Below are 24,933 nucleotides of genomic sequence, written 5' to 3' on the forward strand. Positions count from 1 at the left end.
GCTCAGGAGACGAACCGCATCACGCCGTTCGCGATCTGCTGGACGGCGATGGCGGAGAGAAGCATCCCGGACAGCCGCGTCACCAGCACCACTCCGCCGTCCTTGATGACGCGGATGACGAACAGCGAGTACCGCATCACGAGCCAGAGCACGACGTGGATGGCGAGGATCGCCGTCCACACCGACAGCTGACCGCCCCAGCCGTCCGCACGCTGCACGGCGAGGATCACCGACACGATGGCGCCGGGCCCCGCGAGCAGCGGCATGCCGAGCGGCACCAGCGCGACGTTGACGTCCTTGGTCTGGGAGGGCTCGTCGGCCTTTCCGGTGAGCAGGTCGAGCGCGACGAGCAGCAGGAGCAGACCTCCCGCGACCATCAGGGCGGGCACGGAGACGTGCAGGTAGTCGAGGATCTGCCGGCCGCAGACTCCGAAGACGGCGATCACACCGAAGGCCACCGCGGTGGCCTGCAGGGCCATGCGGCGCTGGGTGCGCGCGGGCCGGCCGGAGGTCAGCCCCAGGAACACCGGGGTGATCCCGGGAGGGTCCATGATCACGAAAAGGGTGACGAAAACGGATCCGAAGAGAGCGGCATCGAACACGGCGGGACCTCGGTGCGGGTGGGGAGTGGAACGGATGGAGGAGGACGCGGGGGACGAACGCGTCGGACGGAGCGCGGGCCGCACGACTCCGGGGGAGCGGAGCCGGGCCGGACGGAACGTCCGGACGGGGGCGACCGCGGGCGGCGCACGGCACCGGCACCGTAGCCGGTCGGGGCCGGGCGGACGACGGCGGACCGCATACCGGACCCCGCACGGGTGCGCCGGGCGGGAGCCGGGGCAGGAACCGGGAAGGAAAAGCGGCGTGGGGCCCGGGTCAGCCGGTGACGGGCTTGGCGCCCGTGGCGCGTTCGACGATCTGTGCGTACGCGTCCGGGTGGGTGGTGTGCTCACCGAGCACGCAGGTCTTGCGGCTGCCGTGGTAGTCGCTCGACCCGGTGGCGAAGAGTCCGAGCTCGGCGGCCATGCCGTGCAGGCGGGTGCGGGTGGCCAGGTCGTGGTCCATGTGGTCCGCCTCCAGGCCGTCGAGTCCCGCCCGGGCCAGCTCGCCGATGGCGGACTCGGGGAGGCATTCGCCGCGCTTCACCGCGAGGGGATGGGCGAAGACCGCGACTCCCCCGGCGCTCTTGATCAGCCGGACGGCATCGAACGGGTTGAGCTCGTGCTTGTCGACGTAGGCGCGCCCGTCGTTGGCGATCCAGTCGGAGGTGAACGCGTCGGTGACGGTTTCGACGACGCCGAGTTCGACCATGGCGCTGGCGATGTGCGGCCTGCCGACGGCGCCGTCGCCCGCGATCTCGGCGACGCGCTCCCAGGTGACCGGCACCCCGAGGTCGCGCAGCTTCCCGACCATCGCCTTCGCCCGGGGCACCCGGTCGTCCCGTACCAGCTCGCGCTCGCGCGCCAGCTCCGGTTCCTCCGGGTCGAAGAGGTAGCCGAGCATGTGCAGCGGGATGCCGTCGAGCCGGCAGGACAGCTCGATGCCGGTGACCAGGGTCAGACCGGACGGGAGCGCCGCGAGTGCCTCGTCGTGCCCGGCGACGGTGTCGTGGTCGGTGAGGGCCACCGCGTCCAGCCCGGCCGCAGCGGCGTTGCGCACCAGCTCGGCGGGCGTGTCGGTACCGTCCGACGCGGCAGAGTGGGTGTGCAGGTCGATGCGCACGGGGCGTGCTCCAACTACGGTTCGGGCGGGCTGCTGGCGGCACCACTCTACCGGCAGCGGATCCTGGCCCCGGCCGGGGTCAGCGTTGCTCGGGGAGCTCGTGGGTATGCAGGAGCCGCGGCGACAGGGCGCCGACCGGCAGCAGGTCCACCTCGGCCCCGGCCTCCCGGAGGTCGGCGAGGACGAGTTCGTCGTAGAGCAGGAACCCGGACTGCTCCGGCCAGACGATCGCCCACAGCCACATCCCGCACGCCTCGCCCGCGAAGACGGCACGGTCCGAGGGGGCGCCGTGCAGGAGCCACAGCGGGGTGGGGCGGCCGGCCGCCAGGACCTTGCCGTCCGGCGGCTTCTCCACGTGGAGGTACGGCGCGGGGTCGGGGCCTTCGACGCCGGCGTAGCGGGCTCCCAGCCCGACGCCGAGTTCCTCCGCCACCAGGAGCAGCTCGCCGGGCCCGCCGAGTGGGCCGGGGCCGGAGCAGGCCACGACGGTCGCGCGGTCACCGCTGCGGTCGTCCCCCGCGCCGGCAGCGCCGGTGAAGAGCCATCCGACCGGCAGCGGCCACGGCATCCACACCGGGACCCGGGCCCGGCCGACGACCACGTTGAGGGCGTCGACGCTGGGCGGCACCACCGGCTGCAGCGGATACACGCTGCCGTGCAGGTCGCACTGCCAGGTGTCCGCGAAGAGACCGGGCGCCCGGACCCGGCCACCGCATTTCGGGCAACTGGGTTCGCCCCTCATGGAGCACCACGGTCCTCCCCCGCAGGGCCGCCGTCAAGAACGGTCACCCGGCCGTGAACATGCATGTACTCCACAACTGTCTCGTTCCGCAGACGGTCCCGACCGCCCCGCCGGACCGTCCTGCCGATAGCCGGGAGGGCGCCTCACCCCTCCAGCGGAACCGCAGACCGCAGCGGGTCGCGGAGATCCGTGCCGTGCGCCAGCCACCTCTCCTCGAGCGCCGCGGCGCCCCGTACGCGCTTCCAGGCCGCCTCGTTCGGCGTCATGGGCAGCAGCGGCAGGAAGCGCACGGGATCGCGGGGAGGGTCGACGTCCAGGTCCTCGACCAGCCCCCCGCCCTCGGCCACCAGCACCGAGGTGAACGGAGCCCCGGGCCACAGGGGACCCCCCACGTCCAGCGAGGCTCCGGGCGCCACCACGACGCCCTCCACCTGCGGAGAGGCGGCCAGCACCGCCAACGGCCGCAGGACCTTGTCCGTGTCGGCCGTGCCGGGTGCGACGGCCCTCAGCGACAGCAGCAGCTCCGCGCGGGGACCGCGCTCGGGGTCGGCGACGGCGGCCGTCGGATCCGTCATCGGGGTGGCGGACATCCCCAGCGTGGCGTACCGCACCACCGCGCGGCCGCCCTCGGTGTCACGGAAGCGCAGCACCTCGATGCGCTCGGCGCCCAGGAAGGTCACCGACGCCCGCGCATCGGGCTCGCCCAACGCAGATCGGAGCCGGGCCTCGACGAGTTGAAGAACGTCCACCATGCGCGCGAGCATAGGCGCGGCGAGGAGCCCGGAACGCAACCGCCCGGCACGGGCTCCTTTCGGCCGGGACGGTCGGGAACGCCTGGTGCGGAGTGCTACCGTGGGGCGCTGGTCACGGCATGTTTCCAACATCCCCCACGGGGGACCGGCCGGAGGAGGTGGGACGTCATGGATCCGAGTCGACCGTGCAGTACCAACCGCTCTTCCGCCCGGCACCCGCGTTCCCGCGCCTGAGGCCTCCTCCCCCACCGCACCGCGGTGAAACCTTCCCGGAGCCCTGCAGGTCGTCGGTCCGCACGGCGGAGGAGCGTGTGCACGCCCCTCTCGACCCTCGACCGTCAGCGCACGCCGTACGGCCCCGCGCGGTACCCGCTTTGCGGACCTCCCTCTCCGGCCCACCGCAGTGCCGGACCACGTAGGTCCCCATTCCGGGTGGCGTTGCGCACGCCGGACGGCACGGCACCCCTGAGGAGCCCAGCATGTCCATGATCCGCGACCTGCGCGCAGCCGTCCGCCCCTCCCTCAAGCAGGGCGACGCCGCCAGCAACGCCTACGACGGCCCGCGTGCCGCCCGCACCGCCGTCGTCGACTGCGCCGTCTACCGCGAGGGCCACCGCATCACGACCCGCGTCGAACCGGCCGAGGCGCTGCGCACCGTCCGCCGCGGCGAGCCCGGGGACTTCGTGTGGATCGGCCTGCACGAGCCGACCGAGGAGGAGTTCTCCGGCATCGCGGGGGACTACGGACTCCACCCGCTGGCGGTGGAGGACGCCGTGCACGCGCACCAGCGGCCGAAGTTGGAGCGGTACGACGACTCGCTGTTCACGGTGTTCAAGACCATCCACTACGTCGAGCACGCCGAACTCACCGCGAGCAGCCAGGTGGTGGAGACCGGCGAGGTCATGTGCTTCACCGGGCAGGACTACATCATCACCGTCCGGCACGGCGGCCAGGGTTCGCTCCGGGCACTGCGCCACCGCATGCAGGAGGACCCCGAACTCCTCGCCAAGGGACCCTCATCGGTCCTGCACGCCATCGCCGACCAGACCGTGGACGGCTACCTCGCGGTCGCGGACGCCGTCCAGGACGACATCGACGAGGTGGAGATCGCGGTGTTCTCCGAGACGACGGCCCACTCCTCCGGCACCGGCAGGAGCCGCGGCGGCGACGCCGGGCGCATCTACCAACTGAAGCGCGAGGTACTGGAGTTCAAGCGTGCCGTGTCGCCCCTGCTGCGGCCGATGCAGCAGCTCGGCGAACGCCCCATGCGCCTGGTCGACCCGGAGGTGCAGAAGTATTTCCGGGACGTCGCCGACCACGTGGCCCGCGTGAACGAGCAGGTGCTGGGCTTCGACGACCTCCTGAACTCGATCCTCCAGGCCAACCTGGCCCAGGCCACCGTCGCCCAGAACGAGGACATGCGGAAGATCACCTCGTGGGCGGCGATCTTCGCCGTCCCCACCATGATCGCCGGCATCTACGGCATGAACTTCGAGTACATGCCGGAACTGCACTGGCGGTACGCGTACCCGACCGTGCTGCTGGCGACGGTCGGCCTCTGCGCCGTCATCCACCGCGGCTTCCGGCGCAACGGCTGGTTGTAGCCTGCCGTCATGAGCGCAGCCGCCGACGACGCCTCCGCGGGGACCGAGGACCTGGACCGCGCCCTGATCGAGGAGACCGCCAAGAAGTCCGCCCTGCTGTGGGTGCGCGGACCCGAAGGACCGGCACGGCCGCTGTGGCACGTGTGGCACGAAGGGGCGGTCTGCCTGGTCGGCCGGAGCTCGGACGCACCCGGACCGGACCGTGACCCGGGCCGCACGGAACAGCCGCTGGCCGGTCTCGGCCTGACGGACGGCGGCACCGCCACGGTCACCGCCCGCAGCAAGGACAAGGGCGGCCGCCTGATCTCCTGGCCCGCCCGGGTCGTGGAGCCGGCGCCCGGGTCGCCGGAGTGGTCCGAGACCGTCGCGCGGCTGCGGCCCAAGCGGCTCAACGCCCCGGACGCGGACGCGGTTGCCGAGCGGTGGGCCCGCGAGTGCCGGGTGCTGCGTCTGGAGCCGGCCGGGGCGTGCTCGCAGCGGCCCGGCCGCATGCCGGACGCCGCGCACACGGCCGCCCCGCTCCCCACCCCGGCGACGACCCGGCGCAGGGCACCCGCCGGCCTGCCGAAACTGCTGCTGCGCCGGCGGCGCAGCAGCAGGTAGCCGCCCGGCTCAGGGCAGTAGCGGCCGGTCCGGCCCGGCAGCGCGGGCCACGAGCGCGCGAGCCACGTCGCGCAGCTTCACGTTGGACTCCTGCGAGAGGGTGACCAGGCGACGGAAGGCCTCCTCGGGGGTCCCGGTGTGCTCCGCGAGCGCTATGCCGATGGCCTGGTCGATCGCCGCCCGGGACTCGAGTGCCCGGCGCAGCTGGGCGTTCTCCTGCTGCACCTGCTGCATGCGGTGCGCCCCGTCCAGCAGCGCCGACACACCGGCGGCCGGGGCGGTCCCGACCGGAGCGTCGTCGTCCGCGGACTCCTCGTCCGGATCCCGCAACGCCTCCAGCACGCCTGCCAGGTGGTGGTGGACCGCCGTGACGTCCTGCGCCTGCAGCAGCACCCCGGCGGGCTCGTCCCCGCCGCACGGCATCGGGCTGCCGACCACGCTCCAGTACCGCTCGGCGAAACGGCCCGGGGCCCGGGGCAGTGCGAGGTCGTAGCGCAGCAGGGGGAGGCGCTCCACTCCGCTGCCGGAGAGGACGTGCCGCAGGCAGGCTTCGAGGGCGGCGCCCCCGTCGGGGGCGTCCGGGTTGCTCGGGAAGGCAGTGAACAGGTGCTGTCCCGCGAGGTCTTCCCACGTCCGGCCGACGGCAGCGAGGCAAGCCGGGTTCGCACCGCGAACGATCAGGTGGCGGTCGAGGACGACGGAGGGTGCGGTCACTGCGGCGAACGCCGCGGCGGGTCCCAGCACGACGTCCCCGTCGGAGTGCCCCGCCGCCGGTCCGGCGGTACTCCGGGGCTCGCCCGTTCCTCGTAGGGACCGCGTCATCGTGAGAGGCTCCTCCCGGCCTGGTGCGGACACGACGGTCGCGGGAGGGCAGCAGAGCACACCCAGGGGCGGATACCACCGTCCCGCGGATGTGCCTGCAGGTCTCAAGCACGTGAGGACGTCATTTTTCCACACCGCGGGTGTCCGTCCGACTGCCCGGTGCCCGCACCGCGCCGTCCCGTGGTCCCGCTACGGGAGTTCCGGCGTCGAGCGGCACCGTCGCACCTCCGTCCAGCCGCTTCGCACGATAGCGGCGGCCGCGGACGCCCGCACTCCGGCGGGCCGGGCCCCGGACGCTCTCAGGCGTCGTCGGAGTCGTCGGCGATTTCCTTGCCGTAGTCGACGATGTCGTCGTCCTTGGGAGCGTGGACGGCGAAGCCCTCGTTCCACTCGTCCAGTTGGACGGTTCCGGCGCCTCCCGCCCGTTCCAGGCGCAACGGGAACGGCTCTCCCTCGAGCGACACGTCTATGGAGCCGCCCTTCCCCCCGGAGGCGAGCACCTTGACGGTGCGCGTCCCCCCGACCTCCTCGCGCCCGCCCTTGGTCCGCTCGCCGCTGAGCACGAGCATCCCGTCGAGCAGCACGTCCATCTGAGTGAACCCGTTGAGCCGGTCGTAGGCCGGGTCGCCGCTGGGCACCTTGACGTACTTGCCCTCGAGTTTCTGCGCGGCCGAGAGGTCCGCCTTGGACGGTTCCTTCTTGTCACCGGACTCCTGGGCGATCCAGAAGTCGGACCCGGCCTTGATGTAGAGAGTCTTCTCCACGCGCAGCAGCGAGAAGGTCTCGCCGCCCTTGGTCGCCACCTCTCCGATGGCCCCGGCGTCCTTGAGCCGCATTTCCAGGCGGTAGGTGTGGCCCTTGGTCACCAGCGTGCCGGAGAGCCGCACCGAGTCGGCTCCGTCGACCATCGCGCGCGCCTTCTTCTCGATCTTCGCTGCGGGAAGGTCCTGGACGTGGTTGGTGCCCTTGTCCGGGTTCTCGCTTCCGCACGCGGTGAGGGACGTGGACAGTCCCACGCAGATGGCCGCGGCAAGCACGGTGCTCCGTCGACTGCGGACCCGTCGCGTCACGTCGGCTTCCTCCGGAAGGGCGGGAGAGTTGGGGCAGTGCCGCAGCCTATCGGGGTGCCCGGCGGGACGGTGAGGCAACCGTACGGACCACCTCGTGCGGCGCCCGTGACGCCGGACACGCTAGTGTGAAGCGGGCGAAACACCCGGTCGTCACACGGTGCAGGGCCGGGGGAAGGGAGGCGCGTCGGATGGCCGGTCCGTCCCGTGTCTTCGTCTCGCACCTGTCGGGCGTCGCCGTGTTCGATCCGAACGGCGACCGCGTGGGGCGCGTCCGCGACGTCGTCACCCAGCTGCGTCCGGGAGGGGATCCGCCCGGAGTGCTCGGGCTGGTCGTGGAGGTGGTGAGCCGGCGCCGGGTGTTCCTGCCGATGACCCGGGTGACGGGAGTGGAGTCGGGTCAGGTCATCACCACCGGCGTGCTCAACATGCGCCGCTTCGAGCAGCGGACGACCGAGACCCTGGTGCTCGGCGAGCTCCTCGACCGCCGGGTCACCCTGGTCGGAACGGGTGAGGAGGTCACCGTGCTGGACGTGGGGCTGGCCCAGGTTCCCGCCCGGAGGGACTGGCAGATCGACAAGGTCTTCGTGCGTCGGGGGCGCGGGCGTTCCGGCGCCCTGCGACGGCGGGGGGAGACGTTGACGGTCGAGTGGTCGGCGGTCAGCGGTTTCGCCCTGGAGGAGACGGACCAGGGCGCGGCGAACCTGCTCGCCACGTTCGAGCAGTTGCGGGCGCCCGATCTGGCGAACGTGCTCCACCACCTGTCGTCCAAGCGGCGTGCCGAGGTCGCCGCGGCGCTGCACGACGACCGGCTGGCGGACGTGCTGGAGGAGCTGCCGGAGGACGACCAGGTCGAGATCCTGGGCAAGCTGAAGGACGAGCGGGCCGCCGACGTACTGGAGGCCATGGATCCGGACGACGCCGCCGACCTGCTGTCGGAGCTTCCCGAGGACGAGAAGGAACGTCTCCTCACCCTGATGCGGCCGCAGGACGCTGCTCCGGTACGACGGCTGCTGGCGTATCAGGAGGACACCGCCGGCGGCATGATGACCAGCGAACCCATCATTCTGAGGCCGGACGCGACGGTCGCGGACGCGCTGGCGCGGGTGCGCGAGGCCGACCTGCCCGCTCCGCTCGCGGCCCAGGTGTACGTGGTGAGGCCGCCGGACGAGACGCCGACCGGGATGTACCTCGGCGTGGTGCACTTCCAGCGCCTGCTGCGGGACCCGCCGTTCACCCTGGTGGGCTCGATCGTCGACCGGGACCTGCGCCCGCTGCCCCCGGACACCGGCCTCTCCGCGCTCACCAGCTACCTGGCGACCTACAACATCGTGGCCGCACCGGTCGTCGACGAGGGGGGCCATCTGCTGGGTGCGGTCACCGTGGACGACGTGCTGGACCACCTGCTGCCCTCCGACTGGCGCGAGTCCCCGGCGAGTACGCTGCCGGACCTGGCAGGTGGCGGGGCGGGGACCGCCGCCGGGCGGATCCGCGAGGGGTCCGATGACTGAGCGGGACGAGCGCGCGCCGCGCCCCGCGAGCACGGCCGGGGGCCGTGCTCGGCTCGACCAGCCGCGGGTGCCGCGGCGCAGTCTGCTGCCGGAGTACGACCCGGACGCCTTCGGGCGGCTGTCCGAGAAGATCGCCCGGTTCCTGGGCACCGGGCGCTTCATCGTGTGGATGACGGCCGTGGTGATCCTCTGGATCGGCTGGAACGTGTCCGTACCGCCGGCGCTGCGCTTCGACCCCTACCCGTTCATCCTGCTGACACTGGCGCTGTCGCTGCAGGCCTCCTACGCGGCGCCGCTGATCCTGCTGGCGCAGAACAGGCAGGACGACCGGGACCGGGTGAATCTGGAGCAGGACCGCAAGCAGAACGAGCGCAGCATCGCCGACACGGAATTCCTCACGCGCGAGGTGGCGTCGCTGCGCATGGGGCTGGGCGAGGTGGCCACCCGCGACTGGATCCGCTCGGAGCTGCAGGAGTTGGCGAAGGAGCTGGACCACCACTACGGGCAGGGCCCGGCGGACTCGCCGGAGCGGGAGGCGTCCGCCGCCCGGGGCCGGCGTGACCAGGACCGCTGACCACACCCTTTCGGCACCGGCTCCGCGGGCCCTTACCATTTCTGCATGGCTACCGAACCGTACGAGACCACTCCCACCGAGGACGCGGTGCGCGCCGCTCTGGCAACGGTGAACGACCCGGAGATCCACCGGCCGATCACCGACCTGGGCATGGTCAAATCCGTCGACATCGCGCCGGAGGGCTCGGTCGCGGTCGGCATCTACCTGACGGTGTCGGGCTGCCCGCTCCGCGAAACGATCACCTCGAACGTCACCGAGGCCGTGCAGCGGGTTCCGGGCGTGACGGACGTGAGCGTCGAGCTGGACGTCATGAGCGACGAGCAGCGGCGTGAGCTCCGGGACTCGCTGCGCGGCGGCAAGGCCGAGCGCGAGGTGCCGTTCGCCCAGCCGGGCTCGCTGACCCGGGTGTACTGCGTGGCGTCCGGCAAGGGCGGCGTCGGCAAGTCCTCGGTGACGGTCAACCTCGCTGCCGCGATGGCTGCGGACGGCTTGAAGGTCGGCGTGGTCGACGCCGACATCTACGGCCACTCGGTGCCGCGGATGCTGGGCACGGACGAGGCCCGGCCGACACAGGTCGAGGACATGATCATGCCGCCGTCGGCGCACGGCGTGAAGGTCATCTCGATCGGCATGTTCACGCCGGGCAATGCGCCGGTGGTGTGGCGGGGTCCCATGCTGCACCGTGCGCTTCAGCAGTTCCTGGCGGACGTCTACTGGGGCGATCTGGACGTGCTGCTGCTCGACCTGCCGCCCGGCACGGGTGACATCGCCATCTCGGTGGCGCAGCTGATCCCGAACGCGGAGATCCTCGTGGTCACCACCCCGCAGCAGGCGGCGGCCGAGGTGGCGGAGCGGGCCGGCTCGATCGCGGTGCAGACGCACCAGAAGATCGTCGGGGTCATCGAGAACATGTCGGGCCTGCCCTGCCCGCACTGCGACGAGATGGTCGACGTGTTCGGCACCGGCGGCGGTCAGCGCGTCGCCGAGGGGCTCACCCGGACCACGGGGGCGCACGTGCCGGTGCTCGGCTCGGTCCCGATCGACGTCCGGCTCCGCGAGGGCGGGGACGACGGGAGGCCGGTCGTGCTGACCGATCCCGACTCGCCCGCGGGTGCCGCGATCCGTTCGGTCGCGGGCAAGATCGGCGGCCGCGAGCGCGGGCTGTCGGGGATGTCCCTGGGACTGACGCCGAGCAACAAGTTCTGACGGCGCCGGGAGCCGGCGGCCGAACGCCGCGGTGGCGGGGTGCAGGAGGTTCTGCACCCCGCCACCGCGGCGCGTTCGGTCCCGCTCAGTCCCGGGCGGCGTAGCGGGTGATGTCTCCGACCACGGAGAACCCGAGCCCGTACGCGCTCATGCCGCGGCCGTAGGCACCGATGTGGACGCCTTCCTGCGCCGGTCCGGCGAGCACCCAGCCGTACTCGGACTCGCGGTAGTGGAACTCGGACGGCGCACCGTCCACCGGCAGCGTCAGCGTCGACCAGCCGGGGCCGCGCAGGTCGTCGGCGAGTTCCCAGGCGAGGGCGGTCTGCTGGTCCAGCCAGTCCTGCCGGAGTGACCGCTCCATGCCGATCGGCCAGGTGCATGACAGGAGGCCGGAGCCCGCCAACCATGCGGCCGTCGACACCGAGGTCGCCTCCAGCACGCCCGTACCGTCACCGCTGTGCCGCACCGGCCGGCCGGCGACAGACACCACGACGGCGAAGCGTCTGCTCTCCGGACCGGCGTCCCCCTTCCACGAGGGTGTCTCGCCGTGGCCGGTGGACCCGTGCTCGACGGTTCCGTCCGCCGCCGCCCCGACCTGCATGAGCCAGCGGGGCCCGGTGAACGCCTCGTCCAGGCCGTACCACGGGAAATCGGCCCTCAAATACCCGTCGACGGCCCGCGGAGGCGCGTCGCGGACGGCGAGCACCTCTTCGTCGGCCGACGTACCGCCGGACACTGCCTGCGGTTCCACCCGACTCGTCGTCTCCATCTGTGCGACGCCTCCTCACAGCCTTCCTCGGTCGCCCGGCCCTCCCCTGGGCGCCGATCGCGGATACAGGGAGGATAGCCACCCGGACCGGCCGTGTCGGGCATGCCTGACGTTACGCGCCCCCCGACTGCCTCGCGCGCCGAAGGGCATATGTCGTCCGAAGAACGCAGAGGGGGCCGAAACACATGTGTTCGCACGAGGCAGGAGTGCCAGGAGCGAGGGAAGTGTGCTCCGGTGGGAGCGGCGGCGACCGGTCCCCGGACCTCTCGGACGGCGCGCCACGGCGCCGAGCGGCGTCAGGTCGCGTCCGCGTCGTAGGGCGGTGCGACCGGGAGGTCCTTGGCGGCTGCCGCGTCCTTCTCCATGCGGACCTTGCCGGTGCTCCCGCCCGCCGGCTCCGAGGCGCCGGCGGCCGTGCCGTTCACGGGAGCCGTGCCGGGGACGTCCTCACGGCCGTTGACGGCGTCCGTGACCTCGGCGAGGTCCTTGCGCAGGTCGAAGCCGTTGCGGATCTCCTTGATGCCCAACTCGTCGTTCTCGAGGAGATGCTTGCGGGCGAAGGTCTTCGGGTTGAGGTCCTGGAACTCGAAGTCCTTGAACTCCGGCCCCAGCTCGGTACGGATGTCGTCGCGGGCGCTGTCGGAGAACTCCCTGACCTTGCGGATGAACCGCGAGGTGTCCTGGATCAGCTTGGGCAGCTTCTCCGGGCCGAAGACGAAGATCGCGAGGACGACGAGCGCGACCAGCTCGAGGGGTCCTATGTCGAAGAACACCGTCCACTCCCTCAGCAGTCGTCCACGATCCGGCGTGTGCGGGCCCGGACCGCCGTACGGCGGTCCGGCCGTCCCGACGGTCACGGTACCGCAGCAGAGCCCCGCCGAGGACGCCGCCGGTAGGCGCCGGCGTCATCCGCCGTCGGAGGACGCCAGCACCAGTCTCACGCGCCGCGCGTCGCCCCCGCGCTCCACCCTGAACGTGACGCGGTCGCCGGGACGGTGACTGCGGATGCGGACGATCAGCGCCTCGGCACCCTCCACCCGCACACCGTCCATCGCCGTGACGACATCACCGGGGCGGATGCCTGCCTCGTGCGCGGGCCCGCCGGGCACGACCGCCTCGTCCGGGGGCGCTTCGGTGGACACCCGGGCGCCCTGCCCCTCGTACGAGGGGTCGAGCCGGGCACCGATCACCGGATGGACCGCCCTGCCGTCGTTGATCAACTCCTCGGCGACGCGCCGTGCCTGGTCGGCAGGGATGGCGAACCCCAGTCCCACGCTGCCGCCTCCCGAATCGTCGGGGAACCCGAACGGATCGCCGTCCCCGGACCGCAGGGCACTGTTGACACCGATGACCCTGCCGGCCGCGTCGACCAGCGGACCGCCGGAGTTCCCCGGGTTCACCGAGGCGTCGGTCTGCAGCGCGTCCACGTAGGCTGCGTCGCCCTGCGCGCCGCCCGTCACCACGGGGCGGTTCTTCGCGCTGACGATGCCGGTGGTGACGGTTCCCGCGAGATCGTACGGCGCGCCGAACGCGATGACCGGGTCGCCGACCCGCACCGCGTCGGAATCGCCCAGTACCAGGGGCCGCAGTCCCGAGACTCCCTGCACCCTGAGCACCGCCAGGTCGTAGCCGCTGTCCCCACCGACCAGGTGTGCCTCGACCGTCCTGCCGCCCCGGAACACCGCCTGCACCTCACCGGCGTCCCCGGCCGGTGCGATCACGTGCTGGTTGGTGAGGATGTGGCCGCGCTCGTCCAGCACGAAACCGGTGCCGATACTCTGCCCGCCGCTGCCGCTGACGTGCAGTGTCACCACCCCGGGGAGGACGGCACGGGCGACCGCGGCGACGCCGCCCGCGGACCGTGGCCCGCCCTGTCCGGCGGGCGGGGCCGGAAGCGTCACGGTGCTGAAGGTCCCGTGACGTTCCGCGTACACCCCGACGGCGCCCCCGGCGAACCCCGCCACCAGAGCCACGAGCAGCACGACGGCCACCGCCGCCGCGCGGCGGCGTGCGGCCGCTGCGGAGCCGGACGGAGCCGGAGCGGGGCGCGCGGCCCACGGGTCGTAGCGCCCGGCAGCCGGAGCCGGCGGCACGGCCGGCAGCGCACGGAGCACCGGCAGTGGTGCGGGCGTGGGGAGCGAGGCTCCGGGCATCGGCGTACCGAGGGGCGGAGTACCGACCCCGGGAGCGTGCGCACCGACCGGCGGGGCGGGCGCCCAGGGGCCGGGGCCGCCGTACGGCGGCGTGCGGTACGGGTCCGCCCGATGCGCCGGCTCCGTCGCATCCGCCCGCTCGGGCTCCGCCGCGGCGCCCCGCACCCCCGCCGGCTCGGATCGGGCCGGTTTCCCCTCGTTCATGCGCTCCCCATCGCTCGCCCCACGCGGTCGTCCGCCCCGCGCGTCGACGGCGATTCAACCAGGGTCGGGGCGGCGGCGGGGCGATTCGGGCGATCCGGGCAGCGGACTGCCCGCCGGGGCGGCGGGCAGTCGGAGAGCTTCCGTCAGGGACGTGCGCCGGCCATCGGCAGCCCCGAGGGCGGCGGCGCGGGGGCGGCACTTGCTGCCGGCGTGCGGCCGGCACCGCCGGGAAGGGCCGGGGGCAGCACTCTCGGCGGCCGCAGCGGGGGCGGTGCGACGACCGAGAACGCGGCGAGCGGCGACGGTGCACGGGCGGCTGCGACCAGGCCGATCGGTTGCTGCCTCAGAGAGACCGTCGACGCCGGAGCCGGAGCGGTGCCGCGACCGGAGCGCCGCTCCTCCGTGAAACCGGAGCGGCGACGGGACTCCCGCTCACTCGCCGCCATGGCCGTGGCGGCCGGACGCGCCTGCCCCGCCGCGGCACCACCACGCTCCCCCGCCGCGACCGGTGCCCCGCCGCCGGCGGAACCGGCACCCACCGTGCCGGTCAACGCGAGTGCGGCCAGGGAGAAGGCGCCCGCTGCGGCGAAGGCGAAGCGGCGGCTGCGGGAGGACGACCGCTCGAGGTCGTCGGCGCGGTGGGAACGCACCCCGCGGCCCGGGGTGAGAAGGCTCGGTCCGTCCCCACCGGCGAGGGGGACGAGCTGCAGCGGCAGGCGGCCGCCGCCGAGCGCGTCGGACGGCAGGGGCCGCGCCCCGGCGCCGGGCGGCACGAGCGGCGGACGGCCGCCGGGGAGGGCGTCACCGCCGGCGGGAAGCCCCTGCAGACGCGCCAGCAGACCGTCCGACGGGGCGGGCGGAGCGGTGTCGGCGAAGACGCTCTTCACCCTGCGCTGCGCGTCGGCCTCGGCCTTGCAGTTCCAGCACGTCGCGAGGTGGGCCAGCACACGCTCGCGCGCGTCGTGGCCCAGTTCGCCGTCGATCAGCGCAGCGAGGCGGTCGCCCAGGTGCTGTTCGACCGGAGTGGAACGGTTGTCATCGGAATTCACCGCGACCGACCTCCTGAGTCGTACCACCCGCCACGGCGGCCACGGCCGGACGCGCGGCGTCCTGCTCCTCCTGCGCCGGGATCACGGCCTCCGCACCGCCCCGGCGCCCCGCACCCACCGGCTGCCGGTGCTTCAGGGCCTTCCGCAGGTGGGAGCGGCCGCGGTGGATACGGCTCCGCACCGTGCCCAGCTTCACGCCGAGGGTGGCGGCGATCTCCTCGTAGGAGAGGCCCTCGATGTCGCACAGCACCACCGCGGCGCGGAACTCCGGCGCGAGGGTGTCGAGCGCCTGCTGCACGTCCGCATCGAAGTGCGTGTCGTTGAAGTGCTGCTGCGGGGTGGGTTCCCGGCTGGGCAGGCGCTCGGCGGCGTCGTCCGCCAGGGCGTCGAAGCGGATGCGCTGCTTGCGCCGCACGGTGTCCAGGAACAGGTTCGTGGTGATCCGGTGGAGCCAGCCCTCGAAGGTGCCCGGGGTGTAGGTCGACAGCGAGCGGAAGACCCGCACGAAGACCTCCTGCGTGAGGTCCTCGGCGTCGTGCTGGTTGCCGGTCAGACGGTAGGCGAGGCGGTACACCCGTGCGCTGTGCGTGCTGACGATCTCCTCCCAGGAAGGAGGCGTCCAGGCCGGCGCGCCCGCGTCGGTGTCGAAGGTGACGGTCTCGGCGGAGTCGGCGGTGTGGACGCGGTCAGCTGTGTCGGTCACGGATTTCGGCTCGCCCGCAGACCGACGGAGGCGCCTGAGCACTCCGCGGCTCCCGGCCGCAGCCGCACCTCCCCTGTCGGCTCTGGTGGTGTCCAGTGGAGTGCCAACCATAGCCACCTCACCCGTTAGCTCCGGATAAGCAGAATTGACCGGCTTTCGGTCCTCTGCTCGCTGCTTCGGTCCTCCTTCCCCAACGCCCGGTCCCATCAGCGGGTTCCCGGGGCAACGGATACAGTCACGTTTGCGTCGTCCACGGGGACAGGGAGAGGGCCATTACCGGCAACCGGCAGACGAGCTGGGCGTTCGCCGACGCGTACGGCTCCGAGCTCGCCGAGAACGCGGAGAGCGCAGCACTCGGCTGGGCTCGCGACCGCGCTCGGGACGGCGGTGTCGGCGCGGTGTCCCAGGCCACCGGGGCGGCGCTGCGGCTACTGGCGGCCACCGCCGACGCGAAGGCGGTGGCCGAGATCGGCACCGGGACCGGCGTCTCGGGCATCCACCTCCTGCGGGGGATGCGGCCCGACGGGGTGCTCACCACGGTCGACATCGAGCCGGAGCGACAGGGATTCGCCCGGGAGGCCTTCCGGGCCGCCGGGTTCGCCGGGAACCGCGCCCGCTTCATCCCCGGCAACGCGCTGGAGGTGCTGCCGCGCCTCGCCGACGGCGGCTACGACCTGGTGTTCTGCGACGGCGACCGTCAGGAGTACCCCGCCTACCTGGCCGAGTCGCTGCGCCTGCTGCGGCCCGGAGGGCTGGCGTGCTTCGAGGGGGTCTTCGCCCACGGCAGCACCGTGGACTCCACGGACCGGAGCGACGAGGTCGAGTGCCTGCGGGACCTGCTCCGGACGGTGCGGGAGAGCAGGTCCCTGGTGCCGTCGCTGCTCCCGGTGGGCGACGGGCTGCTCTGCGCGGTCAAGCGGTCGCAGCCGGAGGACCGGTGACCGGGATGCCGCACCCGGACGCACGTCTGCCCCGACTCCCCGCCATGGCGCGGGCCTGCCGGGGCAGACAGCGGAGGACTGTGTCAGCCGCAGACCTTCTTGAGCTCCTCGTCGAGCGCCGCCGCTTCGTCGGGGGTCAGCTCGACGACGAGTCGACCGCCGCCTTCGAGCGGAACGCGCATGACGATGCCCCGCCCCTCCTTGGTCACCTCGAGCGGGCCGTCGCCCGTCCGCGGCTTCATGGCCGCCATGCTCGTTCCCCTTCCTGAAACCAGCTCATCTCAGCCGACGGCCCCTGCACAGGCGCGTGTCACCGGCATCGAACACATTGCTTCTCCACCATTATCCCGCATGCCCGGACCCGATGACCAACTGCGCTCCGCGGGCGTTCGGCGACGCGCGGCCGCAAAACCACCCAATCCGGCGATCGTCCGGCCGGGAGCCGTGGGGTGTCCCGCCGCATGACGACCCTTTCACCCCGGCATCCACCGGTTCGCGTTTGACGCACGTCACACCGGCCGGTGCGCGGGGTGGGAGCGGGGCACCTGTCGGACGGCCGGTCGTCTGGGGGATGCTGGGACGCATGGCCGACACCGTTCTGTACGACGTGACCGAGGGACTCGCCACCGTCACCCTCAACCGCCCCGACGCGATGAACGCGCTCGACGACGCGACCAAGAACGCGCTGCGGGACAGCCTCCGGCAGGCCGCCGACGACCCCGGGGTACGCGCCGTGCTCCTGACCGGGAACGGGCGCGCGTTCTGCGTCGGCCAGGACCTCAAGGAACACGTGACCGCGCTGCGCGAGCGGGGCGGTCGCGCGCTGACGACGGTGCACGACCACTACAACCCGATCACCCTCGCCATCGCGAGCATGCCGAAGCCCGTGGTCGCGGGTGTCAACGGCGTCGCCGCCGGGGCCGGAGCGGGCTTCGCGTTCGCCGCGGACCACCGCATCGTGGCGGACACCGCCTCCTTCAACACGGCGTTCGCGGGGATCGCGCTCACGGCCGACTCGGGGATGTCCTGGTCGCTGCCCCGGCTCGTGGGCCCGAGCAGGGCCCAGGAGCTGCTGCTCTTCCCCCGTTCGGTGAAGGCCCCGGAGGCCCTGGAGCTGGGGCTCGCGAACCGGGTGGTGCCGGCGGACGAACTGGCCGACGAGGCGCGTGCGGTGGCCCGCACTCTGGCGGAGGGACCGACGGCGGCCTACGCGGCGCTCAAAGAGTCCCTGTCCTACGGCGCCTCGCGGTCGCTCGCCGAGACGCTGGAGAAGGAGGCGGAGCTGCAGGTCCGCGCCGGCTCCTCCGAGGACCACGCGATCGCGGTGGAGGCGTTCGTCGCGAAGGAGAAGCCTCGCTACACCGGACGGTGAACCGTCCGGCCCCGTCCGGACGGAGCGCGGGAGCACATCCGTCCGGGCCCCGGGTCAGCGCGTGCGGCGGAAGGCGCAGGCGGCCAGGTGGTCGTCGACCAGGCCGCAGGCCTGCATGAGGGCGTAGGCCGTGGTGGGTCCCACGAAACGGATACCGCGTCGCTTCAGTTCCTTCGCCAGGGCCGTCGACGCGTCCGTGACCGCCGGCACGTCGGTGTGCACCTCGGGAGCCCGGCCGGGCACGTCCGGGGCGAAGGACCACACCAGGGCGTCGAGCGCGCCGGGCTTCCACTCCCCCAGCACCCGCGCGTTGGACAGCGCGGCCCGGATCTTCGCGCGGTTGCGGATGATGCCGGTGTCGCCGAGCAGCCGTGCCTCGTCGTCCTCGCCGAACCGGGCGACCCGTGCGATGCGGAAGTCGGCGAAGGCCGCGCGGAATCCCTCACGGCGCCGCAGGATCGTCAACCACGACAGCCCGGACTGGAACGCCTCCAGGGTCAGCCGCTCGTACAGCGCGTCGTCGCCGTGCACGGGACGGCCCCACTCGGTGTCGTGGTACGCCGTGTAGTCCTCGGCGGACAGACCCCACGGGCACCGCAGCAGTCCGTCCGGGCCGGGGCGGGCCGCGCCGTCGTCAGTGGTCATCGACGTCCTCCGGGGCGTCGCCCGCCGTCCGGGACGGCCGCGCACCGGTCAGCGCGGATTCGAGCTCCGCGATGCGCGCGTCGCGTTCGGCCAGCTCGGCCGCGAGACGGTCCAGGAGGTCGTCCACCTCCTGCATGCGGTAGCCACGCGCGCCGGTCGGCAACCGCAGCGCATCCACGTCCTCCCGGCTCACCGCCCGGGAGGCGGGCAGCGGTTCGTGCAGGCGGTCGGGCGGAGCGTCGGCGAGGCCGCCGCGCGCGGCACCGTTCCTGCCGTCCCCGTCGATGCTTCCCACCACGGCAAGCGTGATCACGCCGACCACCACGACCATCGAGATCAGCAGGAACCAGAACACGGCCATCTCCCCGAAGTACGTCGGTCCGCAGGCTCGGCGGCGGTTCCGCCGAGTCGGATGGCTCCGATCGTCCCACGACCGGTCGAAGGCTACTCTCGGCGGCGGGCGCCTGAGCGGTGACCTGCGACGAGACGAGAGGATGGCGGGATGCTGCGCCTGGGGACACGCGAGTTCGGCGAACACGAGCCGGTGGTCATGGCGATCGTGAACCGGACGCCCGACTCGTTCTACGACCGGGGCGCCACCTTTCGCGACGAGCCCGCCCTGGCCCGGGTCGACCGGGCCGTGGCCGAGGGGGCCGCGATCATCGACATCGGCGGGGTGAAAGCGGGGCCGGGAGAGGACGTCTCCGTCGAGGAGGAGGTGCGGCGGACCGTCGGCTTCGTCGCCGAAGTGCGGCGCCGCCATCCGGACGTGGTGATCAGCGTCGACACCTGGCGGCACGAGGTGGGCGACGCGGTGTGCGCGGCGGGCGCGGACCTGCTCAACGACGCCTGGGGAGGCGTCGATCCGGACCTCGCCGCGGTGGCCGCACGGCACCGGGTAGGGCTGGTGTGCACGCACGCGGGCGGGGCCCGGCCGCGGACCCGTCCGCACCGGGTCTCCTACCCCGACGGCGACGTGATGGCCGACATCCTGCGGGTGACGCTGGGGCTGGCCGAACGGGCCGCCGGGCTGGGCGTGCCCCGCGACGGCATCCTCATCGATCCGGGGCACGACTTCGGAAAGTCGACCCGCCACTCGCTGGAGGCCACGCGGCGGCTGGGCGAGATGACGGACACCGGGTGGCCGGTGCTGGTGTCCCTGTCGAACAAGGACTTCGTCGGAGAGACGCTGGACCGGCCGCTGAAGGAACGGCTGACCGGAACACTGGCGACGACGGCGGTCTCCGCATGGCTGGGGGCGCGCGTGTACCGGGTGCACGAGGTCGCCGAGACGCGGCAGGTGGTGGACATGGTGGCCGCCCTCGCTGGTCATCGACCGCCGGCGGTGGCCCGGCGCGGCCTCGCCTGACGCCGGGCTCCCCGCCACCGGCGGCTACGTGCCGGCCTCCTTCGTCACCAGGGCGACCGCCTCGTCGATGTCGTCCGTCAGGTGGAAGAGGTCCAGGTCGTGCGGCGAGGCCCTGCCCGTGGCGATCACGTGGTCACGGACCCAGGCGACCAGTCCGCCCCAGTACGCGGACCCGTACAGCACGATCGGGAACCGGGTGACCTTGCGGGTCTGGACCAGGGTGAGCGACTCGAATAGCTCGTCCAGGGTGCCGAGGCCACCCGGCAGCGCCACGAACCCCTGCGCGTACTTCACGAACATCGTCTTGCGCACGAAGAAGTAGCGGAAGTTGACGCCGATGTCGACGTACGGGTTGAGCCCCTGCTCGAAGGGCAGCTCGATCCCGAGGCCCACCGAGGCCCCGCCGGCCTCCAGAGCGCCCTTGTTGGCCGCCTCCATCACCCCGGGGCCGCCGCCGGTGATCACCGCGAAGCCCGCTTCGGCGAGACCGCGGCCGAGCCGTACGGCGGCGTCGTACTCCGGAGCGTCGACCGGTGTCCTCGCGGAACCGAAGACGCTGACTGCAGGACCGAGTTCGGCGAGGGCCCCGAACCCCTCGACGAACTCGGACTGGATCCGCATGACCCGCCAGGGGTCCTTGTGGATGAAGTCGGAATCGCCGACGGTGTCCAGCAGGCGCTGGTCGGTGGTGCCGGACTGGATCTGGCCGCGACGGCGGACCACCGGCCCGAGGTACTGCTCCTGCGGCTGCCGGCCATGCTCCGACCTGCCCATGTCGTGCTCCCTCCGCCTGCGGTGTTCCGCGCTCAGGGTACGCAGCCGGAGGTGACGCGCGGTGTCATTCCGGGTGACCCGCCGGAGAAGCCGTCCGCGGCAGGTCAGTCGGTCAGCCAGGCACGCAGTCGCTCCTCGCACCGGTGCACCAGGCGGGTGTCCACCCGCTCGTCCCGCTTGTGCGCGAGGTTGGGGTCGCCGGGACCGTAGTTGACCGCGGGGACGCCGAGGCCGCTGAAGCGGGACACGTCGGTCCACCCGAACTTTGGCCGGGGCTCACCGCCGACCGCCGCGACGAAGTCCGCAGCGGCCGGGTGGGAGAGGCCGGGGAGCGCGGCGCCCGAGTGGTCGTCCACCGTCAGCTCGGCCACCTCGCACCCCGCGAACACCTCGCGCACGTGCGCCAGTGCCTGTTCCTGCGAAAGGTCGGGGGCGTAACGGTAGTTGACGGTGACCTGGCAGGCGTCGGGGATGACGTTCCCCGCGACCCCGCCCTCGATCGCCACGGCGTTGAGGCCTTCGCGGTACTCGAGTCCGTCGATGACGACGCGACGCGGGCGGTAGTCGGCGAGGCGCTGGAGCACGGGTGCTGCGGTGTGGACGGCGTTGTCGCCCAGCCAGCTGCGCGCGGAGTGCGCCCGCTCGCCCGTGGTGCGGAGCACCACCCGCAGTGTGCCCTGGCAACCGCCCTCCACCTGCCCGTTGGTGCCCTCGAGGAGCACCGCGAAGTCAGCGGCGAGCCAGTCGGGATGGGCTTCGGCGATGTGTCCGAGGCCGTTGAGGTGGGCGGCGACCTCCTCGTTGTCGTAGAAGACGAACGTCAGGTCGCGGTTCGGCTCCGGGACCGTCGCCGCGATGCGCAGCTGCACGGCCACGCCACCCTTCATGTCGCTGGTGCCGCACCCCCACAGCAAGCCGTCCTCGTCCAGCCGGGAGGGAACGTTGTCCGCGATGGGCACGGTGTCGAGATGACCGGCCAGCACCACCCGCTCCGACCGCCCGAGCCGGGTGCGGGCCACGATGTTGTTGCCGTGGCGGTCCACCGTCAGGTGCGGCAGGGCACGGAGCGCGGTCTCGACCTCGTCGGCGAGCGGCTTCTCGCTGCCGCTCTCGGACGGGAAGTCGACGAGCTGCGCGGTGAGGCGCGCGGCGTCCTGACGGAGGTCCAGTGCGGTGGGCGACATGCCCACATCCTAATCGGGGCAGGTGCCGGTACCTTGGTCCGCGTGTCCGAGAAAGTCGAGTCCTCCGCTCCCTCCGGACGGTCCCGCGGAAAGCGCGGCAGACTTCTGAGAGGCATCGCCGCATGCCTGGTGCTGGCCGGTGTCGCCGGATATGTGGTGACGCAGTACGTCATCTCCGGCTCGGGGCCCGCACGCTGCACCGTGCTCCCCTCGGGGGGCAGTGGCGGCAGCGCGTACCGCATCCACCCGGAACAGGCCGCGAACGCGGCGACGATCGCAGCGGTGGCGTCCTCGCGCGGCCTCCCCGATCGGGCGGTGACGATAGCGCTGGCGACGGCGATGCAGGAGTCGGGGCTCCGCAACATCGAGCACGGCGACCGGGACTCGCTCGGCCTGTTCCAGCAGCGCCCCTCCCAGGGTTGGGGGGAGAAGCGCCAGATCATGGACCCGGTCTACTCCGCGGGCAAGTTCTACGAGCACCTCGTCGAGGTGCCGGGCTACTCGCGGCTGCCGCTCACCGTCGCGGCGCAGGAGGTGCAGCGCAGCGGCTTTCCGCAGGCGTACGCGAAGCACGAGGTGAACGCGACACTGCTGACGGCTGCACTCACGGGCCGCCGCGCGGCCGCGCTCAACTGCACGGTGGGGCCCGGTGCCGGCTCCTCGGCGCCGGGCGATCCGGAGCAGGTGCGGGAGCGACTGGCGCGGGAGTTCGGCCCCGGAGTCCTGGGCGCCGGGGGCAAGCACGAGGGAGCGGTCGCCGGGAAGAACGGCGGAAGCGGCGGGGCACGCGGCGCGGAGAGCGTGTTCGCCGCACCTACCGGCCCTGGGGCCTCGCGCGGCGCCGGGCTGGTCCTGCCTGCCGACACACCCGAACGGGGCTGGGAGTTGGCCCACTGGGCGGTGGCCCAGGCCGGGGAGCTGCGCATCGCCGTCATCGCCTACGACGGGCGGGTGTGGAGCGCGGAACGCTCCGAGGAGGGATGGCGCCCGGCGGAGGCGGGAACGGACGAGGCGCGTCGCCCCGGTGCCGTGGTGCTGAACGTCGGCCCGGGCGACTGACCGGCCTCGGCCGGAGGGCCGTTCCGTTGCCGGAAGTCCGGCAGAACCGCCGGGGGCGGTGGGGGCACGGTCGTTCGCCGGTACGCCCGCGAGAGGGAGAGCAGCGGCCCCTGCGACGGCCGGCCGGAGGCGGACCGGCCCGGCCCGGGGAAGCTTCCGTCCCTTGCGGGACAAGGGATCCGGCACGTTCCGGGCGGACGGGAACCGCATCCGGTATGGCCCTTTTCATCCGATACGGAAAACCCGGTGCGTTACCAATCCTTTACCTGCGTCGGCCGCAACCTTCCCCCCGCCCGACGCGATAGGCACTGCGTCCGGCCGGGCACCACGTCCCGTCCCGACCGCAGTTGTAGAAGCAGCATCTTCTCCGTCAAAGGAGCATCATGTCCCTCCCCCTCACGCGCCGGATCGCCCAGGCCGCCCTTCTGACGGCAGCCGGCGCCGCATCGGTCGTCGGCGCGGCCGGTTCCTCCAGCGCCCTCGACCTGCAGCAGGCCACCGACCTGGGCGGGCTGAGCAGCCTGGACACCGCGGGCGCCACCGACACCGCCGGTGACGCCGCCGGGTCCGTCACCCGGCTGGCCGGCGAAGCGGGTGGCCAGGCCCTGCAGAGCGGCATGCCCACCGGCGAGCTGCTGACCGACGCCGGGCAGCGCGTGACGCCGCTCGCCGAGGGTGCTGTGGACGAGGCCGTGGGCACCGCCAACGGCAAGCTGGGCGACACGGTGATGCAGACCACCTACGGCACGCTCGCGATGGGCGACCTCCAGTCCGGCAACCTGCCCACCGACAGCCTGACCGGTCAGCTGCCCGTCGACAGCCTGCCCACCGGCAGCCTGCTGGCCTGACCCCCGCTCCGCGGACTCCGCACTCCGGCGAGGGCCCCGGAAGCCACCGTTCGTGGCTTCCGGGGCCCTCGCCGTCGGTGCGCGCCGCCTCCGCGCGGCCGGTCAGCCCCGCAGACGGGCCGCGGCGGCCCGGACGCGTTCGTCGGTGGCGGTGAACGCCACCCGCACGAAGCGGTCCCCCGCGGGACCGTAGAACTCCCCGGGTGCCACCAGGATCCCGCGCTCCGCCAGAGCGCCGACCGTCTCCCAGCACGGCTCGTCACGGGTCGCCCACAGGTACAGCGAGGCCTCGCTGTGCTCGATGCGGAACCCGGTCGCCTCCAGCGCACCGCGCAGCACCGCCCGCCGGGCGGCGTAGCGCTCCCGCTGCTCCGCCACGTGAGCGTCGTCCCGCAGCGCGGCCGCGGCGGCGGCCTGTACCGGGGCAGGCGTCATCATCCCGCCGTGCTTGCGGATCTGCAGCAGTTCCCGCAGCACGTCAGCGTCGCCCGCCAGGAAGGCGGCCCGGTAGCCGGCCATGTTGGACCGCTTGGACAGCGAGTGGACGGCGACGATTCCGTCGTACGTGCCACCGCACACGTCCGGGTGCAGTACGGAGACCGGTTCGGAGTCCCAGCCGAGCTCCAGGTAGCACTCGTCGCTGACGAGCAGCACACCGTTCTCCCGCGCCCAGGCCACCGCCGTCCGCAGCTCCCCGGCGGAGAGCACCTTGCCGGTGGGGTTGGACGGCGAGTTGAGCCACAGCAGACGCACCGCCGCCGGGTCGAGGTCGGCGGGCCGGTCGTCGTGCACCACCGGCTCCGCTCCGGCCAGCCGGGCACCGACCTCGTAGGTCGGGTAGGCCAGACGCGGATGGGCCACGCGGTCGCCCGCCCCCAGCCCGAGCTGCGTGGGCAGCCACGCCACCAGCTCCTTCGACCCCACGACGGGCAGCACGTTCCGCTCACCGAGCCCGCGGGCGCCGAGCCGTCGCCCGCACCAGTCCGTCAGCGCCTCGCGCAGTGCGGTGGTGCCCCACACCGTGGGGTAGCCGGGACTGTCGGCCGCGTCGGTCAACGCGCGCCGCACCACCGGCGGCACCGGATCGACCGGTGTGCCGACGGAGAGGTCCACGATCCCGTCGGGATGCGCGGCGGCCGTCCCCTTGTACGGCTCGAGACGGTCCCACGGGAAGACGGGCAGCCGCGCCGACACCGCGGCGCCGGAGGCGGGAGGGGAAGCGGAGGACTCGGTCGTCACGGGTGGGCACTCGCTCTCGGA

At 72.9% G+C, this 24,933-nt stretch carries 27 protein-coding genes; 10 read left to right on the plus strand and 17 right to left on the minus strand.

The features are described from left to right. Positions 1-2: 2 nt before the first annotated feature. From ACL06G_RS07625 to ACL06G_RS07640, 4 genes are all read right to left on the minus strand, one after another. Positions 3-602 carry a MarC family protein gene (locus ACL06G_RS07625; RefSeq protein WP_412784529.1) on the minus strand — a complete coding sequence of 200 codons (600 nt, stop codon included), beginning with the start codon at positions 600-602 and terminating at the stop codon, positions 3-5. 274 nt (positions 603-876) lie between these two features. After that, the gene (locus ACL06G_RS07630; RefSeq protein ID WP_412784530.1) at positions 877-1,722 is read right to left on the minus strand and encodes a PHP domain-containing protein; all 846 of its coding nucleotides are present in this window, start codon (positions 1,720-1,722) and stop codon (positions 877-879) included. 79 nt (positions 1,723-1,801) lie between these two features. Further along, a complete protein-coding gene (locus ACL06G_RS07635) occupies positions 1,802-2,464 on the minus strand; it encodes a DUF6758 family protein (protein ID WP_412784531.1) in 663 nt (220 codons plus the stop codon). A 143-nt stretch (positions 2,465-2,607) separates the two neighbouring features. Beyond that, on the minus strand, positions 2,608-3,216 hold the full coding sequence (locus ACL06G_RS07640; RefSeq protein WP_412784532.1) for a suppressor of fused domain protein: 609 nt from the start codon (positions 3,214-3,216) through the stop codon (positions 2,608-2,610). 479 nt (positions 3,217-3,695) lie between these two features. Between ACL06G_RS07640 and ACL06G_RS07645 the strand changes: the two genes are divergently transcribed. Next, positions 3,696-4,820 carry a magnesium and cobalt transport protein CorA gene (locus ACL06G_RS07645; protein WP_412784533.1) on the plus strand — a complete coding sequence of 375 codons (1,125 nt, stop codon included), beginning with the start codon at positions 3,696-3,698 and terminating at the stop codon, positions 4,818-4,820. A 9-nt stretch (positions 4,821-4,829) separates the two neighbouring features. Then, a complete protein-coding gene (locus ACL06G_RS07650) occupies positions 4,830-5,423 on the plus strand; it encodes a hypothetical protein (RefSeq protein WP_412784534.1) in 594 nt (197 codons plus the stop codon). A gap of 9 nt (positions 5,424-5,432) precedes the next feature. Here the strand turns inward: ACL06G_RS07650 and ACL06G_RS07655 are convergent, their stop codons facing one another. Together ACL06G_RS07655 and ACL06G_RS07660 are read right to left on the minus strand one after the other, a co-directional pair. Then, positions 5,433-6,245, minus strand: a complete 813-nt coding sequence (locus ACL06G_RS07655) for an ANTAR domain-containing protein (RefSeq protein ID WP_412835620.1) — start codon at positions 6,243-6,245, stop codon at positions 5,433-5,435. 299 nt (positions 6,246-6,544) lie between these two features. After that, positions 6,545-7,315 carry a hypothetical protein gene (locus ACL06G_RS07660; RefSeq protein WP_412784536.1) on the minus strand — a complete coding sequence of 257 codons (771 nt, stop codon included), beginning with the start codon at positions 7,313-7,315 and terminating at the stop codon, positions 6,545-6,547. Between the two features lie 188 nt (positions 7,316-7,503). Here ACL06G_RS07660 and ACL06G_RS07665 point away from each other — a divergent pair, with 188 nt between their 5' ends. Genes ACL06G_RS07665 through ACL06G_RS07675 form a run of 3 tightly spaced genes read left to right on the plus strand, consistent with a single transcriptional unit; the run spans position 7,504 to position 10,603 of the window. Beyond that, on the plus strand, positions 7,504-8,823 hold the full coding sequence (locus ACL06G_RS07665; protein WP_412835621.1) for a magnesium transporter MgtE N-terminal domain-containing protein: 1,320 nt from the start codon (positions 7,504-7,506) through the stop codon (positions 8,821-8,823). Beyond that, positions 8,816-9,397, plus strand: a complete 582-nt coding sequence (locus ACL06G_RS07670; protein ID WP_412784538.1) for a DUF1003 domain-containing protein — start codon at positions 8,816-8,818, stop codon at positions 9,395-9,397. Before ACL06G_RS07665 ends, ACL06G_RS07670 begins: the two co-directional genes overlap by 8 nt. A gap of 45 nt (positions 9,398-9,442) precedes the next feature. Beyond that, complete coding sequence (locus tag ACL06G_RS07675) at positions 9,443-10,603, plus strand: Mrp/NBP35 family ATP-binding protein (protein ID WP_412784539.1); 1,161 nt, start codon at positions 9,443-9,445, stop codon at positions 10,601-10,603. An 85-nt stretch (positions 10,604-10,688) separates the two neighbouring features. Here the strand turns inward: ACL06G_RS07675 and ACL06G_RS07680 are convergent, their stop codons facing one another. The 5 genes from ACL06G_RS07680 to sigE form a co-directional block, all read right to left on the minus strand. Further along, positions 10,689-11,372 (minus strand): hypothetical protein, encoded by a 684-nt coding sequence (locus tag ACL06G_RS07680; protein ID WP_412784540.1) that lies wholly within the window; start codon positions 11,370-11,372, stop codon positions 10,689-10,691. A 296-nt stretch (positions 11,373-11,668) separates the two neighbouring features. Next, positions 11,669-12,145, minus strand: a complete 477-nt coding sequence (locus ACL06G_RS07685) for a sec-independent translocase (protein ID WP_412784541.1) — start codon at positions 12,143-12,145, stop codon at positions 11,669-11,671. Between the two features lie 132 nt (positions 12,146-12,277). Further along, positions 12,278-13,729 (minus strand): S1C family serine protease, encoded by a 1,452-nt coding sequence (locus tag ACL06G_RS07690; RefSeq protein ID WP_412784542.1) that lies wholly within the window; start codon positions 13,727-13,729, stop codon positions 12,278-12,280. A gap of 143 nt (positions 13,730-13,872) precedes the next feature. Further along, positions 13,873-14,778, minus strand: coding sequence for a zf-HC2 domain-containing protein (locus ACL06G_RS07695; protein ID WP_412784543.1), 906 nt, complete (start codon positions 14,776-14,778; stop codon positions 13,873-13,875). Further along, positions 14,765-15,523, minus strand: a complete 759-nt coding sequence (sigE, locus tag ACL06G_RS07700; protein WP_412784544.1) for an RNA polymerase sigma factor SigE — start codon at positions 15,521-15,523, stop codon at positions 14,765-14,767. Before sigE ends, ACL06G_RS07695 begins: the two co-directional genes overlap by 14 nt. A 356-nt stretch (positions 15,524-15,879) precedes the next feature. Here sigE and ACL06G_RS07705 point away from each other — a divergent pair, with 356 nt between their 5' ends. Next, complete coding sequence (locus ACL06G_RS07705) at positions 15,880-16,422, plus strand: O-methyltransferase (protein WP_412784545.1); 543 nt, start codon at positions 15,880-15,882, stop codon at positions 16,420-16,422. Positions 16,423-16,505: 83 nt separating this feature from the next. On the opposite strand, the gene ACL06G_RS07710 is transcribed toward ACL06G_RS07705, so the two are convergent. Beyond that, the gene (locus ACL06G_RS07710; protein WP_412784546.1) at positions 16,506-16,673 is read right to left on the minus strand and encodes a DUF3117 domain-containing protein; all 168 of its coding nucleotides are present in this window, start codon (positions 16,671-16,673) and stop codon (positions 16,506-16,508) included. A 332-nt stretch (positions 16,674-17,005) separates the two neighbouring features. Between ACL06G_RS07710 and ACL06G_RS07715 the strand changes: the two genes are divergently transcribed. Next, complete coding sequence (locus tag ACL06G_RS07715) at positions 17,006-17,794, plus strand: enoyl-CoA hydratase/isomerase family protein (RefSeq protein WP_412784547.1); 789 nt, start codon at positions 17,006-17,008, stop codon at positions 17,792-17,794. 54 nt (positions 17,795-17,848) lie between these two features. Here ACL06G_RS07715 and ACL06G_RS07720 read toward each other — a convergent pair whose 3' ends face one another. Together ACL06G_RS07720 and ACL06G_RS07725 are read right to left on the minus strand one after the other, a co-directional pair. Further along, positions 17,849-18,439: a DNA-3-methyladenine glycosylase I gene (locus ACL06G_RS07720; protein ID WP_412784548.1), complete on the minus strand. Its 591-nt coding sequence runs from the start codon at positions 18,437-18,439 to the stop codon at positions 17,849-17,851. Beyond that, positions 18,429-18,800 carry a DivIVA domain-containing protein gene (locus tag ACL06G_RS07725; protein ID WP_412835622.1) on the minus strand — a complete coding sequence of 124 codons (372 nt, stop codon included), beginning with the start codon at positions 18,798-18,800 and terminating at the stop codon, positions 18,429-18,431. The genes ACL06G_RS07720 and ACL06G_RS07725 overlap by 11 nt, the downstream gene beginning before the upstream one ends. A gap of 141 nt (positions 18,801-18,941) precedes the next feature. Between ACL06G_RS07725 and folP the strand changes: the two genes are divergently transcribed. Further along, positions 18,942-19,808: a dihydropteroate synthase gene (gene folP, locus ACL06G_RS07730; protein WP_412835623.1), complete on the plus strand. Its 867-nt coding sequence runs from the start codon at positions 18,942-18,944 to the stop codon at positions 19,806-19,808. A 24-nt stretch (positions 19,809-19,832) separates the two neighbouring features. Here the strand turns inward: folP and ACL06G_RS07735 are convergent, their stop codons facing one another. Together ACL06G_RS07735 and dapE are read right to left on the minus strand one after the other, a co-directional pair. Beyond that, entirely contained in the window at positions 19,833-20,582 is a 750-nt protein-coding gene (locus ACL06G_RS07735; protein WP_412784550.1) for an LOG family protein, read from the minus strand. 104 nt (positions 20,583-20,686) lie between these two features. Then, entirely contained in the window at positions 20,687-21,766 is a 1,080-nt protein-coding gene (gene dapE / locus ACL06G_RS07740) for a succinyl-diaminopimelate desuccinylase (protein ID WP_412784551.1), read from the minus strand. A gap of 33 nt (positions 21,767-21,799) precedes the next feature. Between dapE and ACL06G_RS07745 the strand changes: the two genes are divergently transcribed. Together ACL06G_RS07745 and ACL06G_RS07750 are read left to right on the plus strand one after the other, a co-directional pair. Beyond that, the gene (locus tag ACL06G_RS07745) at positions 21,800-22,825 is read left to right on the plus strand and encodes a VldE C-terminal domain-containing protein (RefSeq protein WP_412784552.1); all 1,026 of its coding nucleotides are present in this window, start codon (positions 21,800-21,802) and stop codon (positions 22,823-22,825) included. A gap of 383 nt (positions 22,826-23,208) precedes the next feature. Next, positions 23,209-23,673, plus strand: a complete 465-nt coding sequence (locus ACL06G_RS07750) for an ATP-binding protein (RefSeq protein WP_412784553.1) — start codon at positions 23,209-23,211, stop codon at positions 23,671-23,673. 102 nt (positions 23,674-23,775) lie between these two features. Here the strand turns inward: ACL06G_RS07750 and dapC are convergent, their stop codons facing one another. Then, positions 23,776-24,912, minus strand: coding sequence for a succinyldiaminopimelate transaminase (gene dapC / locus ACL06G_RS07755; RefSeq protein ID WP_412784554.1), 1,137 nt, complete (start codon positions 24,910-24,912; stop codon positions 23,776-23,778). Positions 24,913-24,933: the final 21 nt, after the last annotated feature.

This window comes from Streptomyces callyspongiae (assembly GCF_047200695.1).
In the GTDB taxonomy this organism is placed as follows: domain Bacteria; phylum Actinomycetota; class Actinomycetes; order Streptomycetales; family Streptomycetaceae; genus Streptomyces.

Excerpts from the sequence above, each read along its gene's own strand:
- ACL06G_RS07635 (WP_412784531.1), bottom strand. The coding sequence starts at position 2,464 with ATGAGGGGCGAACCCAGTTGCCCGAAATGCGGTGGCCGGGTCCGGGCG.
- ACL06G_RS07640 (WP_412784532.1), bottom strand. The coding sequence starts at position 3,216 with ATGGTGGACGTTCTTCAACTCGTCGAGGCCCGGCTCCGATCTGCGTTG.
- ACL06G_RS07645 (WP_412784533.1), top strand. The coding sequence starts at position 3,696 with ATGTCCATGATCCGCGACCTGCGCGCAGCCGTCCGCCCCTCCCTCAAG.
- ACL06G_RS07650 (WP_412784534.1), top strand. The coding sequence starts at position 4,830 with ATGAGCGCAGCCGCCGACGACGCCTCCGCGGGGACCGAGGACCTGGAC.
- ACL06G_RS07655 (WP_412835620.1), bottom strand. The coding sequence starts at position 6,245 with ATGACGCGGTCCCTACGAGGAACGGGCGAGCCCCGGAGTACCGCCGGA.
- ACL06G_RS07665 (WP_412835621.1), top strand. The coding sequence starts at position 7,504 with ATGGCCGGTCCGTCCCGTGTCTTCGTCTCGCACCTGTCGGGCGTCGCC.
- ACL06G_RS07670 (WP_412784538.1), top strand. The coding sequence starts at position 8,816 with ATGACTGAGCGGGACGAGCGCGCGCCGCGCCCCGCGAGCACGGCCGGG.
- ACL06G_RS07675 (WP_412784539.1), top strand. The coding sequence starts at position 9,443 with ATGGCTACCGAACCGTACGAGACCACTCCCACCGAGGACGCGGTGCGC.
- ACL06G_RS07680 (WP_412784540.1), bottom strand. The coding sequence starts at position 11,372 with ATGGAGACGACGAGTCGGGTGGAACCGCAGGCAGTGTCCGGCGGTACG.
- ACL06G_RS07690 (WP_412784542.1), bottom strand. The coding sequence starts at position 13,729 with ATGAACGAGGGGAAACCGGCCCGATCCGAGCCGGCGGGGGTGCGGGGC.
- ACL06G_RS07710 (WP_412784546.1), bottom strand. The coding sequence starts at position 16,673 with ATGGCGGCCATGAAGCCGCGGACGGGCGACGGCCCGCTCGAGGTGACC.
- ACL06G_RS07715 (WP_412784547.1), top strand. The coding sequence starts at position 17,006 with ATGGCCGACACCGTTCTGTACGACGTGACCGAGGGACTCGCCACCGTC.
- ACL06G_RS07720 (WP_412784548.1), bottom strand. The coding sequence starts at position 18,439 with ATGACCACTGACGACGGCGCGGCCCGCCCCGGCCCGGACGGACTGCTG.
- ACL06G_RS07725 (WP_412835622.1), bottom strand. The coding sequence starts at position 18,800 with ATGGCCGTGTTCTGGTTCCTGCTGATCTCGATGGTCGTGGTGGTCGGC.
- folP (WP_412835623.1), top strand. The coding sequence starts at position 18,942 with ATGCTGCGCCTGGGGACACGCGAGTTCGGCGAACACGAGCCGGTGGTC.
- ACL06G_RS07735 (WP_412784550.1), bottom strand. The coding sequence starts at position 20,582 with ATGGGCAGGTCGGAGCATGGCCGGCAGCCGCAGGAGCAGTACCTCGGG.
- dapE (WP_412784551.1), bottom strand. The coding sequence starts at position 21,766 with ATGTCGCCCACCGCACTGGACCTCCGTCAGGACGCCGCGCGCCTCACC.
- ACL06G_RS07750 (WP_412784553.1), top strand. The coding sequence starts at position 23,209 with ATGTCCCTCCCCCTCACGCGCCGGATCGCCCAGGCCGCCCTTCTGACG.